The 16,403-nt window shown below is 33.9% G+C and carries 15 protein-coding genes and 1 pseudogene; 12 read left to right on the top strand and 4 right to left on the bottom strand.

What is annotated here, in order from left to right; all coding sequences use genetic code 11:
• Positions 1 to 2: 2 nt before the first annotated feature.
• Positions 3 to 608: a DsbA family protein gene (locus tag Q9R40_RS00390; protein ID WP_304675812.1), complete on the bottom strand. Its 606-nt coding sequence runs from the start codon at positions 606 to 608 to the stop codon at positions 3 to 5.
• 70 nt (positions 609 to 678) lie between these two features.
• Positions 679 to 1,302 carry a CYTH domain-containing protein gene (locus Q9R40_RS00385; RefSeq protein WP_297939441.1) on the bottom strand — a complete coding sequence of 208 codons (624 nt, stop codon included), beginning with the start codon at positions 1,300 to 1,302 and terminating at the stop codon, positions 679 to 681.
• A 77-nt stretch (positions 1,303 to 1,379) separates the two neighbouring features.
• Between Q9R40_RS00385 and Q9R40_RS00380 the strand changes: the two genes are divergently transcribed.
• The 4 genes and pseudogenes from Q9R40_RS00380 to Q9R40_RS00365 all read left to right on the top strand — a co-directional run bounded on the left by Q9R40_RS00380 (position 1,380) and on the right by Q9R40_RS00365 (position 5,592).
• Positions 1,380 to 2,006 (top strand): GTP pyrophosphokinase family protein, encoded by a 627-nt coding sequence (locus Q9R40_RS00380; protein WP_004897745.1) that lies wholly within the window; start codon positions 1,380 to 1,382, stop codon positions 2,004 to 2,006.
• Positions 2,006 to 2,818 carry an NAD kinase gene (locus tag Q9R40_RS00375; RefSeq protein WP_300593230.1) on the top strand — a complete coding sequence of 271 codons (813 nt, stop codon included), beginning with the start codon at positions 2,006 to 2,008 and terminating at the stop codon, positions 2,816 to 2,818. Before Q9R40_RS00380 ends, Q9R40_RS00375 begins: the two co-directional genes overlap by 1 nt.
• Positions 2,818 to 3,717: an RluA family pseudouridine synthase gene (locus Q9R40_RS00370; protein WP_304675807.1), complete on the top strand. Its 900-nt coding sequence runs from the start codon at positions 2,818 to 2,820 to the stop codon at positions 3,715 to 3,717. Before Q9R40_RS00375 ends, Q9R40_RS00370 begins: the two co-directional genes overlap by 1 nt.
• Positions 3,718 to 3,815: 98 nt before the next feature.
• A pseudogene (locus Q9R40_RS00365) lies at positions 3,816 to 5,592 on the top strand (oleate hydratase).
• A gap of 67 nt (positions 5,593 to 5,659) precedes the next feature.
• Here the strand turns inward: Q9R40_RS00365 and Q9R40_RS00360 are convergent.
• Both Q9R40_RS00360 and Q9R40_RS00355 read right to left on the bottom strand, forming a co-directional pair.
• A complete protein-coding gene (locus Q9R40_RS00360) occupies positions 5,660 to 6,889 on the bottom strand; it encodes a DUF2075 domain-containing protein (RefSeq protein WP_304675806.1) in 1,230 nt (409 codons plus the stop codon).
• 69 nt (positions 6,890 to 6,958) lie between these two features.
• On the bottom strand, positions 6,959 to 7,981 hold the full coding sequence (locus Q9R40_RS00355) for a lactonase family protein (protein WP_304675805.1): 1,023 nt from the start codon (positions 7,979 to 7,981) through the stop codon (positions 6,959 to 6,961).
• A 138-nt stretch (positions 7,982 to 8,119) separates the two neighbouring features.
• Here Q9R40_RS00355 and Q9R40_RS00350 point away from each other — a divergent pair, with 138 nt between their 5' ends.
• The 8 genes from Q9R40_RS00350 to ymfI all read left to right on the top strand — a co-directional run bounded on the left by Q9R40_RS00350 (position 8,120) and on the right by ymfI (position 16,382).
• Positions 8,120 to 8,500, top strand: a complete 381-nt coding sequence (locus Q9R40_RS00350; protein WP_297939462.1) for a PTS glucitol/sorbitol transporter subunit IIA — start codon at positions 8,120 to 8,122, stop codon at positions 8,498 to 8,500.
• Positions 8,501 to 8,511: 11 nt separating this feature from the next.
• Positions 8,512 to 9,693 (top strand): AI-2E family transporter, encoded by a 1,182-nt coding sequence (locus Q9R40_RS00345; protein WP_304675802.1) that lies wholly within the window; start codon positions 8,512 to 8,514, stop codon positions 9,691 to 9,693.
• A 72-nt stretch (positions 9,694 to 9,765) separates the two neighbouring features.
• Positions 9,766 to 10,323, top strand: a complete 558-nt coding sequence (locus tag Q9R40_RS00340; protein WP_304675800.1) for a tRNA (cytidine(34)-2'-O)-methyltransferase — start codon at positions 9,766 to 9,768, stop codon at positions 10,321 to 10,323.
• Position 10,324: 1 nt separating this feature from the next.
• Complete coding sequence (locus Q9R40_RS00335; protein WP_192005731.1) at positions 10,325 to 10,759, top strand: DUF1149 family protein; 435 nt, start codon at positions 10,325 to 10,327, stop codon at positions 10,757 to 10,759.
• Between the two features lie 21 nt (positions 10,760 to 10,780).
• The gene (locus Q9R40_RS00330) at positions 10,781 to 13,204 is read left to right on the top strand and encodes a DNA translocase FtsK (protein WP_304675797.1); all 2,424 of its coding nucleotides are present in this window, start codon (positions 10,781 to 10,783) and stop codon (positions 13,202 to 13,204) included.
• A 2-nt stretch (positions 13,205 to 13,206) separates the two neighbouring features.
• The gene (locus Q9R40_RS00325; protein ID WP_304675796.1) at positions 13,207 to 14,421 is read left to right on the top strand and encodes a pitrilysin family protein; all 1,215 of its coding nucleotides are present in this window, start codon (positions 13,207 to 13,209) and stop codon (positions 14,419 to 14,421) included.
• Positions 14,418 to 15,653, top strand: coding sequence for a pitrilysin family protein (locus Q9R40_RS00320; protein ID WP_304675795.1), 1,236 nt, complete (start codon positions 14,418 to 14,420; stop codon positions 15,651 to 15,653). Before Q9R40_RS00325 ends, Q9R40_RS00320 begins: the two co-directional genes overlap by 4 nt.
• The gene (gene ymfI / locus Q9R40_RS00315) at positions 15,654 to 16,382 is read left to right on the top strand and encodes an elongation factor P 5-aminopentanone reductase (protein WP_304675794.1); all 729 of its coding nucleotides are present in this window, start codon (positions 15,654 to 15,656) and stop codon (positions 16,380 to 16,382) included. It abuts the gene before it with no gap.
• Positions 16,383 to 16,403: the final 21 nt, after the last annotated feature.

Genomic DNA, 16,403 nt, shown 5'->3' with positions numbered 1-16,403 from the left:
AATTATAACAAGCGTAAACTATTATCACTACTAGTCTGTTTATCCCCAACGATTGCAGACTCAATTTCTTCACGATTTGCACAACCTTCGATCATCATACCAGAGTCTCCTCGATCCTCATCATAGTTAAAAATAATGGTCGTAGGAGTAGTGACGACATTTAAGTCGTCGGCGAGTTTTAAATCCTTATCCATTGAGAGCTTTATGTAGTTTGATTCTCGATTCTTTTTGAAGTTTTTAATTGAAACATCTAAAGAAGTTAGAATCTCATTAACGAGCTCTGGAGAATAAGTTTTATTCATATCATTGATAGCATGCTGCAAATTAATGATATATTGTCTAGCCTTTTTATTACCGACAATTAGTTTTAGAGTGTGATAATCTTTAGTTGCGTTGTAAGCACTTTGACTAAAAGTGTTGAAAACTTCGACATTATTTAAAGAAAGATGTCTAGCTTTGATATCGTTCCGAATTGTGTTCATCGTAGTTATGGGAATAAAGTGGTAAGAAATATTTTGATTGTAACCACTGACTGCAGCGACTATCTCCTGCTCATTTTGATAACAGTTAATCCCAATTGGATTAACAAAGAAAAATATTTCAAACATTTTGTTATTTCCTCCATCCAAGTCCATGAATACTTTATCAGAAAATGAATGAAATGGAAAAAAATTTGTTTTATTTTTTATGTTCCCAAGCGCGTTGTACTTTACTTTGATTAGTATTTTCCTTATTAACCGTAAAATTAAATTGCTTTTCTAATTGAGAAAGTATCTTTTTAATAGTATCCGGATTATCATTTTCAATTTCTAATTCAAAGTCATAATACCCATCAGGAAATTCTGTTAAATCTAAAGTTAATTCACAGTTTTCTGGACCGTTAGCTAGTATTCTTCGAGTTTGACTCCAGGAAATTAATTTCAAAGAGTGAATTGCTTCATTAGAATAATGCTTTTGGAGGTAATCACCGACATCTCCTCCAAATAAAAAGAAGGTGCCTTCATATGAACTTTGAGTCATTTGTTCAGCTTGTGCTACAGATAGTAAATCATTAATTTCGATCCGTTCACTGTATTTCTTTTCCTTAGGATTAGTTTCTTTAACTTTAATAGTTTGTTCTGCATGGTCAACAAGAATTCTAATTCTCAAGCTCGCATCACTATTTTTTAAGTCAAAGTCTGGTGTATCAAAATAATAATTTTTTTGAATAAAATCAGATTTTGCGGTAAAAGCTGCACGCATTTTTTCATAGGTTTCTTTATCTAGTAGGGTTTTTGATTCAATTTCTAAATTTTTACTCATAATTTTATCCTTTCACTAGTTAATGTTATCCCTCTATATGGTAGAATAATTTTGTTTGAAACGGAAAGGATTTATACATGAAAGATTGGGATTTATTTTTATGGCCTTATCAACAGGCTGTTTCTGAATTAAAAGTTAAATTTCGATCACTTAGACAAAGTTTTTTAAACAAGGGTGAGCATTCGCCGATTGAATTCGTGGTCGGACGCGTTAAAACAGTTGATTCAATTAAGGAGAAAATGACACGGCGTGTTATTGCCCCGGAGGTTATTGAAAATGATATGCAAGATATTGCTGGGATTAGAATTATGTGTCAATTTGTCGATGATATTTATCGAGTAGTTGATCTAATTCATGAACGGCAAGATATGCAGGTAGTTGAGGAAAGAGACTATATTCAAAATGCTAAACCATCCGGATATCGATCTTATCATATGGTAATTGAATATTCAGTTTTTTTACCCGATGGACCAAAGAAAATAATTGCTGAAATTCAAATTCGTACCTTAGCAATGAATTTCTGGGCAACAGTAGAACACACACTAAACTATAAATATCAGGGGAAGTACCCAGAAGATATTTCTAAGCGACTTAAGACAACAGCTGAAGCTGCTTATAAGTTAGATGAAGAAATGTCATCGATTAAAGATGAAGTGCAGGAAGCACAGAGAATTTTTACTAAATCTAAAGGAAAAGAGCAATAATGAAAGTCGCACTCGTTTATAATGATAAAGTTGAAACCTTAGCGGTGGTTAAAGCATTAGAAAAATTACTAGATGCTAGAAAAATTGAAATTGATCCTGAAAATCCTGACGTAGTAATTACTATTGGGGGAGATGGAACATTGATTTCGGGATTTCATAAATACCAAAATCTAGTTGATAGAATTAGATTTATTGGTGTTCATACTGGACACCTAGGTTTTTATACTGACTGGCGTAATTTTGAAATTAACAAAATGGTAGATAATTTGACTAAGAAACAACCATCTTCAGCTTCCTATCCACTATTGGAATTAATTATTACTACTGGAGCAGGTGAAAAGAAAAAGTTGCTTGCATTAAATGAGGCGACTATTAAACGAGTTTCTAAGACTTTAAAGGCTGATGTTTACATCCGGGACCAGTTTTTTGAAAGTTTTAAGGGGGATGGCTTATGTGTTTCAACACCTACAGGTTCTACTGCCTATAGTAAGTCATTAGGCGGTGCTGTTATTCATCCACGTTTAAAAGCTTTACAAATGACCGAAATAGCTTCAATTAATAATCGCGTGTTTAGAACTCTCTCATCTCCAATTGTAATTGCACCAGATGAATGGATCACTATTAAGCCGGAAACAGGTAGCGATGATCATTATGTAGTTACATTTGATGGTTATGAATTTAATCACAAGCATATTAAAAAAATTGAGTATCGTATTTCTCAACATGTTATTCGCTTCGATAAGTATCAACATACTCATTTTTGGAATCGTGTAGAAGATGCCTTTATCGGCCAACCTAAAGATAAACAATAATGCAATATTTTAAATTAAAAGTTGAAAATAAAACACCTCAGAAACTGGGGCGTTTTTTGTTAAAAAATGGTTTTTCTAAGCGCGCTTTGACTAATAGCCAGCATCATGGTGGGATGATTCTAGTAAATCATCGCCGCCGGTATACTAGCTACTTACTACATGCTGGGGATGAAGTGATTTTTATTTTAGGAGAAGAAAAAGAAAATAAATGGTTAAAGCCCTCGTTTAATAAGCTAAATATCGTTTTTGAACAAAAAGATTATTTAGTTATTAATAAAGATGCCGGAATATTATCAATTCCATCGCGCTATGAAGATAGTGATGCAGTAGTAAATCGTCTATTGCACTACTTTCAGCAACAAAAACAAACTGATCTTAAGCCACATGTGATCACAAGACTTGATCGAGATACATCTGGATTAGTTTTGGTAGGAAAAAACGCTGTTGCGCATGCACGTTTTAGTAAGATGGAAAAGAATGAGTTTATTAAGAAATATCATGCAATTGTGCATGGAAATTTTGGAGAAGCAGAAAGCCAGGGAGTTATTGATGCACCAATTGGCAAAATAGATACTGGAGTTAAGCGCGGAGTAGTAGAGACTGGACAGCGATCAGTTACAAAATATCGGGTTTTGGATCAAGTTAAAGGGGCTAGTTTAGTAGAATTGCAGCTTTTAACTGGACGAACTCATCAAATTAGGGTGCACATGCAATATTTAGGTCATCCTTTGTTTGGTGATCCCTTGTATGGAATTAAAGATAATTTTAAGCGACAAGCATTAAATTGTTTTTATCTTGAATTTGATGACCCTTTTTCAGAAAAAAGACAAAAAATTGAAATATTAGATCCTACTGATATGGAAACATTATGGAAGAACATGATAAGTAATAAATTATAATATATCAGCTAAATTGATTGACTATTGTAACCGCTTTACATAGAATTGTATATAAGAAGTGTTAATACTATTCGAATATAGAAAAGAGGATCACTTGTATGTACTATTCAAAAGGAAACTATGAAGCTTTTGCGGATACTAAAAAGCCGGCTGGTGTAGACAAGAAATCTGCTTACATAATCGGTAGTGGATTAGCTGGCCTTTCAACAGCATTCTTTTTGGTTCGAGATGCTAAGATGTCTGGTGATAAAATTCATGTTTTAGAGGAATTAGATGTTGCGGGCGGCTCTCTAGATGGGACTAATCGTCCTCATGCTGGTTTTGTCGTTCGGGGTGGTAGAGAAATGGAAGACCACTTTGAATGTATGTGGGACATGTATCGATCAGTTCCTTCATTGCGGATACCAGGTGCTTCTTACTTAGATGAATATTACTGGCTTGATAAAGAAGATCCTAACTCCTCGAATTGTCGGTTGATTCATAAGCGTGGTAATGAATTACCAACAGATGGACTGTATCAGCTGGGGTCGCATGCTAGTGAAATTGTTAAGCTAGTTTTAACACCAGAATCTGAAATTCAAGGAAAAACAATTGAAGAGTGGTTTTCACCTGAATTTTTTGAAACTAATTTTTGGACTTATTGGTCAACAATGTTTGCCTTTGAAAAATGGCATTCTCTGGCAGAAATGAGACGCTATTGCATGCGGTTCATTCACCATATTGATGGCTTGCCTGACTTTACTGCCTTGAAATTTAACAAATATGATCAATATGATTCTATGGTAAAGCCCCTACTTAAATACTTGAAAGACCATGGCGTTAAGTTTGAATATGGTGTTCAAGTAGAAAATGTACTAGTTGACCATGAAGGAAATGAAAAAGTTGCTAAAAAGATCGTGATGAAGAAGAACGGTAAGCAAGAAGATATTGATTTGACTGAAAATGACATTGTCTTTGTAACTAATGGCTCAATTACTGAAAGTTCTACTTACGGTAATCAAACTACTCCTGCGCCCATTACTCATGCTAAGGGTGGATCTTGGAAGTTATGGGAAAATCTAGCTAAACAAGATCCTGCTTTTGGTCATCCTGACGTCTTTAGTGAAAACTTACCTGAAAAATCATGGTTTGTTTCTGCAACTACAACATTAAAGAATAAAAAGGTCGCTCCTTACTTTGAAAGATTGACTAAACGCAACTTGTATGATGGAAAAGTAAATACTGGTGGAATTATTACAGTTACAGATTCAAATTGGGGTTTAAGTTTTACTATTCACCGTCAACCTCATTTTCCAACTCAAAAGCCAAATGAAATTGTAGTCTGGATCTATGCTTTGTATTCAGATACTGAGGGGAATTATATTAAGAAAAGGGTAGTTGACTGTACTGGACAAGAAATTGCTGAAGAAATGCTTTATCATTTGGGTGTTCCAGAAAGTGAAATTAAAGAATTATCTTCAGAAGAAAATATGAACACCGTTCCGGTATATATGCCTTATATTACTAGTTACTTCATGCCTCGTCATGATGGTGATCGTCCAGCTGTTGTACCTGAAGGATCAAAGAATTTGGCATTTATTGGTAACTTTGCTGAAAGTCCTACTAGAGATACAGTGTTTACTACAGAATATTCAGTTAGAACAGCTATGGAATCTGTTTACACACTACTTAATGTAGATCGAGGAGTTCCAGAAGTTTGGAGTTCTGTTTATGATATCCGGGAATTACTTCGTGCTATGTATTACATGTCTGATAAAAAGAAATTAGCAGACCAAGAAATGCCATTACCAGAAAAGTTAGCCGTAAAAGCTGGTATTGAAGAAGATTAAGGGAACATGGATTGAAGAATTGCTTGAAGAAGCAAATCTAATTTAAAGATGTAACAATTTATTTAAATGAGAATTAACAAAAAAGATTATGGTTTGTTTTAAACCATAATCTTTTATTTTGCCTTCTGTGTTGCTTGCTTGAACATAGAGACTAACGTTTTTCTAAGCAAGGGATCATGAGCGTAAAGATAAGTTCCTTTGATTCCACGCTTAAATAAAACATTTAAAGAATTAAGGACCATTTCTTCTTCAAGAGTTTTGATTTCATGAGGATCAGATAAATCTTTTCTCTTTTTAAACATTTCTATATCAGTTATTTTGTCTAAATTAACACGGATTTTGTTTTTACCCGGGATTTGGCTGATGGGCGGCCCGATAATAATACCAGCATAGTTTAAATCAAATCCCTGACAAGTATATATCGAGCCTACCTCATCAATTGTTTTTGGTATTTCAGCCCAAGGAGTGGCAGTGTAGTTATATTGGTCCCATGGCATTTTGAATTTTCCTTCTTGGATGTAATGTTTGCCTCCATCTAAGGTCGAAGGATAGCCGGATGTAGAAAGAACTCGACTTAGCCCTACTTCACGGTTGCGCTTAACGATTTCCTTTCGCATTTTCTCGGCATCATCAAAAATACGAAAGTCATAGTTGCTATTAGCATTAGTAGGGATAGGACCGATGTTTTTATGTTTAGTAAATGAATTGAACCAACTAAGTAATTCAGAAGAAGCGGTCATCCTAAATTGATGTTTTAAATGATATTTTTGATGGGGATAGAGATCGATAATTTTTTCTAGGCGATCTTTAGTCCAAAGAGTTTTCATTTTTAGTACTTGATATGGATCAAATACTAAAATCACTACCTTGCTTCTTTTAATAATCTCAGCTAACTGATTTTCATGATAAAAATTATTGTAATGATCTGGCTTAGAAAGAAGTAAGTGCGCTTCATCGATTATAACAATGTCAGCATGTTCACTTTTCTTGTCTAATTGATTAATAAAAGTAGTTGGTCTTTGAAAATTTTTCTTTAAGAGGTTAGGTAAAGTTCCAGCAATTTGACGATAAACTTTTAAAATCTCTGGATGATTAACAAGAAAGTAATTGTTAGTTTGATAAATACTACTAGTTTTATCATGGCGTAATTTTTGTATTTGGTAAAACAGGGAAGAGAGAACAACACTTTTTCCTGTACCGGCCTCGCCATAGATGGTGAAAACAGCGGGAAAGTTTTGATTAATGTGTTGTTTAGTAAAAGAAATAATCTGAGTAATTAGATTTTGTTGTTCTATTGTTAATTTTTTGAAAGGTGAAAGTTTGTCGGCTGCATTATTTTGCATATTGTATATCCTTTTTCCAATAAATAAAGAAAAGCCATGAATATTCATGGCTTAATTTAGAGAATGAGTTTAATCTTCTTCAAATAATACGCGTGTAGCTTCAGGAACAGAAATGTCTTTTTGAATTGGAGTTAGATTACCAGTTTCAGAGTTTCGACGGTAAAGAGTTGCATTATTAGTATTTTGATTAGCTACAACTAGGTACTTTTCTGCTTTATCCCAGTTAAAATCACGTGGGAAGGAGCCAAAGACAGAAATTCTTTGGGCTAATTCTAGTTTTCCATCATCTAAAACTTTAAAGACAGCGATTGAATCATGACCACGATTAGAAATATAAACAAATTTTCCATCTTTAGAAATTTTAATTGCGGCAGCCCCATTATGATCAGTAAAATCATCAGGGATAGTCTTATATGTTGCTATATCTTCAAATTCCCAAGTGTTTTCATTTAAACGGGCAACATTAACCTGACTAGATAATTCACCAACAATGTACATGGTTTTACCATCTGGTGAAAAGGTAAGGTGGCGAGTACCAAAGCCTTTTTCCATTTGATAGCGTGCTAGATGTTTTAATTTGTTGCCATCTAACTTATAAAAATCAACAGCATCAATTCCTAAATCACATGAAACTAAATTACCAGCAGGAGTCTCATCGAAGAAATGTGGGTGAGCCTGATCTTGTTCTACTCTTGGTCCATGACCCTCATGCTTGTCGTTAGTAATAAAGGTTAATTTTCCATTTTTATCGTAAGAAAACACATTAATAGTTGCTAAGTGATAATTTGCAGTGAAAACTAAATGCTTTTGTGAATCAACACTGATGTAGCAAGGAGCTGCTCCTTTGTGAAAATAGGTATCCAATTTTTCAGCTTCACCATTTTTAATTCTATAGGTAGCAATTCCACTTTGGTCACCTTTTTGGATGATAGTAAACAATAAATCATCAACTAATTGGAAATACGTTGGTCTCTCAACTTCAACAGCATTTTTAATATTAGTTAGTTTAATATCAGTTCCATCATTTTCAACATTAGCGGTGTAAATACCCTTTGAGTCATGGCTTGTATAGCCACCAAACCAAACTTTCATAATTTTTATGTTAGCCTCCTGATAAAACTTTCCATAACATATTTATTTTCTACCTTTTAATAAGAATAGGCAATCGCAATTAAGTGTTATTGGATAAATAAGTTGATATGGTAAAATTTAATAAAGAGGTTGATAAAAATGAAATGGAATTCTACAATTACTGCTATTGGTTCGGAAGCATTGGATCCAGCAGATAATATCGTAATTTTATTTGATAATAAGGCTACCGATAAGTTGCGGGATGTTGCTGTATTGCAAGAGTTCGATCCAGCAACACCAGTAGAAAAATTTGTCTTTAAAAAAGACGATTCTATCACAATTGATGGCACTACCTACTTAGCTCTATATGTTGGGCCAATGGTTCAAATGAATATGCAAGCTATTGGTCATGCTACTTTAGTATTTACTGATGAAGTTCCGAAAAAGCCAATGACTAATGCTATCTATTTAGAAAAAGATTCTAAAGAAAAAATACCAGAATTTAAGGTAGGCGACTGGATTACCTATGAACATAGATAAGAGGGAAAGCTATGGATGTAAAAAAACATCATCAGAAGAGTAATTTTTTTGTTAAGTGGTTTTTGAATAACCGTTTTAGCATAGCCCTACTAAATATTTTATTGTTCTTCTTGATCATTTTGGTATTTAACCAAATTTCTTTTGTGTTAAATCCTTTTTGGACATTTTTTAATGCAATTTTTCCACCAATTTTAGTTGCATCAATCCAATACTATTTAATGGATCCAGTAGTTGATTGGATGGAGAAAAAATTAAACGTTCCCCGAATAATTACGATTATTCTACTGTTTGTTATCGTTGTAGGAGGATTGATTTGGATCATTAATACTTTGATCCCTATTATTCAGCATCAAACTGATTCTCTAGTAAAGAATTGGCCAACTTATTGGAAAGATGCACAAAAAGGTTTCGAAAAGATGATTCGCGATCCACGCTTAAATGGAGTTCGCGGAGGAATTAATCAAGCTATTTCTGATGCACAAACTAAAATGTTTAAAACAGGTCAGGATAGCTTCAATTTAGCCTTGAGTAATTTGTCATCTGCTGTTAACGTAATTACAATGATTTTTATGACCTTATTAACAGCACCTTTTGTTTTATTCTTTATGTTAAAAGATGGTCATCGTTTGAATCCTTATGTGACTAAGATTGCTCCTAAAAAACTACAACCTAGTTTTTCAAGCTTACTTAGTGATATTAACGGAGCAGTTGCTTCCTATATTCGAGGCCAAATTACTGTTGCCTTCTGGGTGGGAATAATATTTGCAATAGGTTATTCAGTAATTGGACTAAATTATGGAATTACATTAGCAGTTTTGGCTGGAATTTTGAATATGATCCCATATTTTGGTACATTTATTGCCTTTATTCCTGCAATTATTTTAGGATTAATCAGCTCTCCAATGATGTTGATCAAAGTATTAATAGTGTTTGCTATAGAGCAAACACTTGAAGGACGCGTTATTTCACCACTAGTAATGGGAAATAAGATGAATATGAATCCTGTAACAACTATTTTGCTATTAATTGGTGCAAGCGCAGTAGCTGGTTTATGGGGAGTTATTTTTGCCATCCCTGTCTATGCTGTAATCAAAATAATTGTAACCAGATTATTCAATTATTATCGTAAGATTTCAAATCTTTATGATGATGAATCAATCAAAGATAGTGATACTCAAGGAAGTAAGGAGTAGAATTAAAGATAGAATTAAGCGTGGTACTTGCCATATTACAGGTGCTGCGTTTTTTTACAAGAGGAGTTTTTTATGACAAATCACGTTGTACTTTATGAACCATTGATGCCAGCAAATACGGGAAATATTGCTCGTACTTGTGCAGGTACTAATACAGTTTTGGATTTAATCGAACCGCTTGGCTTTCAAATTGATAATAAAAAAATGAAGCGTGCTGGATTAGATTATTGGGATAAAGTTGATATTAGAATGCATGATGATTTAGAAGCTTTTTTGAATACACTTGGTCCAAATGATGAAACGTACTTAATTTCAAAGTTTTCTTCAAAAAATTATGCTCAAGTAGACTATACGGATCCCAATAAAGATTATTATTTTGTTTTTGGTAAAGAAACAACAGGCTTGCCAGAAACTTTTATGAGAGAATATTATGATCGGAATCTTAGAATTCCTATGTCTGATAATATTCGTTGTTATAATTTATCAAATTCAGTTGCTATGGTTTTATTGGAAGCTTTAAGACAGCAAGGTTTTCCAAATATGGAAAAGAGCCACCATTATGAAAATGATAAGTTAAAGGATAATTACAATCGTCCTGAACGTTATGAAAGAAATTTAGGAGAGAATTAAAATGGATTTTAAAAATATGACCCCAATCGTAGTTCGTTCTTTTCATTATGATTTAAATGATGAACAAATGGTAAAAAATGAAGTTAATGTTTCCTTGCGCCAGGTTTATCAAGATTTAGAAGATGGTAGTCAAGATGAAGGTAAGAACGGCAAATATTTCGAAATTGCCGTTCCTTTTGAAGTATCACCTGCTCCAGGTGACTTTACAGTTAGTGGAGTAATTACTAGAGTGGTTCAATTTGTTGACTATTTTGGAGATGGTTCAGATTTAGAACCGTCAGATTATCAACTACTTTCTAGACCTTTAGTTGAAGAAATTGAAACTTTGACTTATGAAATTACTCAATTAACTTTAGACCACCCAGTTAACCTTAGTTTTAAGTCAAACTTTAACGAGTTAAACAAGGATAATCAAAAAGATAAAGATGACAAATAAAAAGATTGAGAAGGTGTCTTGATGGCTAAAAAGCGAAAACGCAGGGCAACAAAAAAGAAAAAAACAACTACTAAAAAGAAAAAGCAAAGTATGGACTGGGTCATTATAGGAATAGTACTTGTCTTAGTAGCAGTTTTAAGTTGCGTTCATTTCGGTTTATTTAGTCAACAACTAATTAATTTAATTCGATTTTTTGTTGGTGATAGCCACTATTTAGCTAGTATTATTCTTGGTTTGTTTGGCTTAGTAATGGTTATTTATAATCAACCCCCGCATTTCAGTTTGAAGCGTGGGAGTGGATTAGGTGTATTTTATTTGGGCTTACTCCTTTGGGAAAGTTCTCGCGTTTTTAATCAAATGATGATTCATCAAGGATTTGTAAATGCTTTTTTGACATCAATTGGTGAAGAATTTTCCCGGGCGCAGATTACAACTAAGGTTGGTGGCGGCTTTATTGGAAGCATGTTTTATCAACTTGTTTTTCCAATTTTGGGAACCGTAGGATCTGAAGTAATATCTTTGTTGATGATGCTAATCGGTATTTTAATGATCTGTAACGTAAAATTTACCACCTTACTGTCCGGTTTTCAAAAAGGTTCACAATTAGTAATTGAGAAAAATAAAGATGCTGGGGAAGTTTTAAAAAGTAAATACAGCGATTTAGTTGAAAAGCATGAGCAAAATAAGCAAGAAAAATTAAATAATCGAGAAAAACTAACTGATCCCTTAGATGATCATGATAGTACTTTTCCAAGTATGTCTGATTTTAATAGTGAACCTGCGACTTCTAATAAAGTTAAGGAAGAAAGCAGTTCAGAGTTTGAACCTCCAATTGAAGTTTCTCAACAAAGTATCCCGACAGCAACAGAAATTGAAGATACTTCTACAGATGATTTGCCAGTTTCACATTCTTATGTAGAAGAAGATCAAAAGATGAAACAAGAACTTCAAAATATTGATCATGGGGATTTAGAGACGAAACAAAGTACTCAGCCAAAGAATCCTAACTATAAAAAACCGCCAATTAATCTATTATCACCTATAAAAAATGTGGATCAGAGCCAAGATAAGTCCCTAATTCAGAAAAATACAGAAATTTTAGAGTCAACTTTTAAGAGTTTTGGCGTGCATGTTATCGTAAAGAAGGCTGTATTAGGTCCAACAGTTACTCGTTATGAAGTACAGCCAGCAGTTGGGGTGAAAGTAAGTAAAATAGTCAACTTGGCTGATGATCTTGCGTTGGCTTTGGCTGCCAAAGATATCCGTATTGAAGCTCCAATTCCAGGTAAACCATTGATTGGTATTGAAGTACCTAATCGAACTACTTCTGCCGTTTCATTTAAGGATGTCATGGTCCATCAAGATGCAAAATCAAAAGAGGTTTCGCTTGATGTGCCATTAGGTAAAGATGTTGAGGGAAAAGTAATTTCTGCAGATTTACGTAAGATGCCACACTTGTTAATCGCGGGATCTACTGGATCCGGTAAGTCCGTTGCAATTAACACGATTATTACCAGTGTTTTGATGAAGGCTTACCCTGAGGATGTAAAATTAGTATTAATTGATCCAAAAATGGTTGAACTTTCTGTATATAATGGAATTCCTCATTTGCTAATTCCTGTTGTTACAGATGCTAAATTAGCAACAAATGCCTTGCGTAAAACTGTTAAAGAAATGGAAAGACGCTACCAGCTTTTTGCTGCTGGAGGTGTTCGAAATATCACTGAGTACAATCAAAAAGTAGTTGAAAATAATGCTGATAAAAATAATTCAGTAATGGAAAAGTTGCCTTACATTGTAGTGATTGTTGATGAGTTAAGTGATTTAATGATGGTTGCTGGGCATGATGTAGAAGATGCAATTGTTCGTTTAGCTCAGATGGCGCGAGCAGCAGGTATTCACATGATTTTAGCAACTCAAAGACCTAGTGTTGATGTCATCACTGGGTTAATTAAGGCAAATGTTCCTTCAAGAATCTCTTTTGCTGTTTCGAGTGGAGTAGATTCGCGAACTATTTTAGATCAAGTTGGTGCTGAAAAACTTCTAGGACGTGGAGACATGCTCTTCTTGCCAATTGGTGCTGCTAAACCTGAACGAGTTCAGGGGGCATATATCTCTGTAACTGAGGTGGAAAAAATAGTATCCTGGGTAAAGGAACAACAAGAGGCCGTATATAACGAAGACATGATTCCTTCCAAAAATGATTCTGAAGGCCAAGTCGAGAGCGAAGATGAGCCTGAAGATGAATTTTATGATCAGGCAGTAGCCTTAGTTAGAAAACAACAATCAGCAAGTGTATCTATGCTCCAACGCCGATTTAGAATTGGCTATAATCGAGCTGCAAGAATTGTAGACGAAATGGAAGCCAAAGGAATTGTAGGACCGTCAGAGGGATCAAAACCTAGACAAGTGCTTATTCCACCAGAAAAGGATGATGACCAGTAATTATGACAAATATTAGAATTGACCATAATTTAAAATTTAAAACAGCCACATTGGGCTGTTTTTTACGTTTACCTTTAGATAAAAAAACACTGGCATTGGCGAATATCTTAGCATGTATGCAAAGTAATGCCAGTAAAGAATTTCCCGGCATAAACTTACAGGCAAAAACTTTTTCTAACCTTTATAATGCGAGTTTGCAAGTTTTCCCTGAAGTATTTGGAAACCAAATCGTGGTTTTTTATACTGTAAATTTCGTTGAACCACGTGAAATCTTAGATCCTGACTATAATTATGAAGTAATGATGGATGCTTTCTTTAAGGTAATAAAAGAGCCGCTTTTTGATGAGCAATTATTAGAATTAGCGAAAAGGCAACTCGAACAAGAAAGAAAACAATATTATGAACTGCCAGCTAATGTTTCTTTAAGCGGATTTTTTAATACTTGGTATCGAAATATGCCGAGTTTCCAAGATAGTATTTTTGGGGATGAAAAGACACTCAAAAATACTAGTTTAGAAGAAATTAAGTCATTTTTTAATACGTTAAAAAATGCTCCAGCTTTTTGTTTAGGACAAGCCCAAGATCCTGATAGCTTAACTGATTTAGTTCAAACACAACTTGATTGGCCTGGTTATTTTGATGATTTTGTAGTCTCTACATTGTCTATTCCTGCAGAAGAAAATCCAATTGAAAGAGAGGTACAGTTTAAGAGTGAACAAGCTCAACTTTTAATTGGGTATGGTTATGATCAATCTCTTCCAGTATATCTAAAACAATTTGGTGGATTATTTTTAGGAGAGTATCTTGCTGGGGATGAGTCGTCTAAACTCTTTACTGAAGTTAGAAAAAAACTAGAGGCGGCATATGCAATTGATGCTACTAATTATCTCAATAATTCTCTATTTTTGATTAGTACAGGGATTTCTAAAGATAAGATATCAGCTGCTTCTAGGGCGATTAAAATGGGTGTAGAAGCAGTGCAGGATGGAAAAGTGGATGAGGGGGTTTTCTCTAAGGCTAAATCTGCCTTAAAGCGTAACTACCAAATTAGTACTGATCGTCAAGATTTAATTTTGATTCAAATGTTAGCCAATGCTCTAAGAGGACGTGATTATACTTTTGCACAGAGAATTGCTGAAGTTGATCACTTCAAGATAGATAAATTAGTTGAATTCAGCCAAAAATTATACTTTAACGAAAGCTATTGTTTAAAATGAAAAAATTAGATGTAACAACTAGAGATTACAAGTCTGGATTTCGTGCAAAAGTAATTAGAAGACCACTTTTTGCGCAAAAATTTATGGGAATAATTGTAGATTTTGGAGGCAGTGACCCTCAAAAATTATGTGGTGGAGCACATTTTTTAGAACATAAATTATTTACTAAAAAAGATGGTGACATTTCGCAACGTTTTGAAGAACTTGGAGCTTCTACGAATGCGTTTACTACATATAATGAAACGATGTTTTATGCGAGCTTTACGGAACACTGGCGCCAGGTCTTACCGTTAATTTTTGAATTGGTTGGAACAACGTATTTTACCAAAAGTAATGTTACTAAAGAATCAAAAATTATTGCTCAAGAATTAGCGATGTACCAAGACGATCCTAACTGGCAAGTAAATTATGAGCTAATGCAAATGATGTTTCCAAAAACAAATTTGGCAGAAGATTTAACGGGTACAAAATCTAGTTTGAAAAAAATGACACCGGAAATTTTACAAGAAATTTATGACAAAAACTACGTTAGCTGTCGGATGGAATTTGTTGCTTGTGGTGGATTTAGCGAAAATCAAACTAAAGAGATTTTGCGTGAAGTGGGGAAGCTTGAAAGTAAATATTTAGTTTCTAAAAAAGTTGCTCCAAAAAAACTATCTATTGTAAATTCTCAAAAACAGCATAGTAAAATTATTGAATCTGATTTAATTACTTCTAGAGTTGGTATAGGAATAAAACTACCTGACTTTAAAAAAGTAGGTTTGGGAAATAGTACAGCCCAAAGCATCTTTGAAATGATGCTACAGGCAAAGCTAGGAGTAACTAGTCCTTGGTTTGAAAAGATGCAAAAACAAGGGATTTTAAATTCACCAATGGAACTGCAAGTTTCATATACTACCGCGGGTAATTTTGCTACAATTATCGGCGCTTCAAGTAAACCGGATTTATTTTTAAAGAATATTAAGAGCCAACTCTTGGAAGTTCCAGTCACGGAAGAGTCCTTCGTATTTCAAAAGAAGGAAGCATTGGCACAGACTATTAGAGAATTTGATGATCTTAGCACAATTGCTATTGAAGAAGCAGAATATGGACTTGAAAATAATAGTTTTAATTCAGCCTCTCAGACAATTCAATCTTTAAGTTTTAATGAATTTTATACGGCCGTTGAAAATATATTGGATAAAAGTGATATATTTACTACAACTTTAAAAGGTAAAGAGGAAGCTAACTAAATGAAGCGTGCAATAATTTTTGGAGCAACTGGTGGAATAGGAAGATCTATTGCAGAAAATATGGCTGAAAATGGCTGGTCTTTATATATTCATTACAATCATAACCAGCAAGAAGCCGATAAAATGGTACAGGAATTCATTGAAAACTATCCAGACCAAGAATTTTTTTCATTAAAATTAAATTTTTTGGCTGAAGATGATGTGATTAAAAAAATAGTATCAAATCTCTTACCAATAAGTGCCGTGATTTTTACACAAGGAATTACTAATTATCAATTTCTTGGAAGTCAAGAATTAGATGAAATTGAGAAGATTATCCAAATTAATTTATTAGCTCCGATAAAGATAACTTCCCTTTTAGAATCCCAACTTTTAAAGCAGGCACATGGCCGAATAATATTTATTGGATCTGTGTATGGAGGACAAGCAAGTGCGCTAGAGAGTGTGTATAGTGCCAGTAAAGGTGGATTATCAAGCTTTGTACAAGGGTATGCACGTGAGGTAGCATCGGCTAATTTAACTGTAAATGTGATTGCTCCTGGAGCAGTTGATACACCAATGAATGCAATTTTTGATGCTGAAACTTTAAACGAAGTTAAAAATGAAATTCCTGCAGGAAGATTAGCAAATCCAAAAGATATATCTTTTTGGGTAGAAAATTTACTTGATGAACGTTCAGACTATTTAACTGGACAAACTATTTATGTCGATGGTGGCTGGCTTGTTTAATGGTCGATTATTTTGGTATAC

Origin of the sequence: uncultured Lactobacillus sp. (assembly GCF_948948975.1) — a bacterium.
In the GTDB taxonomy this organism is placed as follows: Bacteria; Bacillota; Bacilli; order Lactobacillales; family Lactobacillaceae; genus Lactobacillus.
This window is presented reverse-complemented; position numbering and strand designations above follow the sequence as displayed.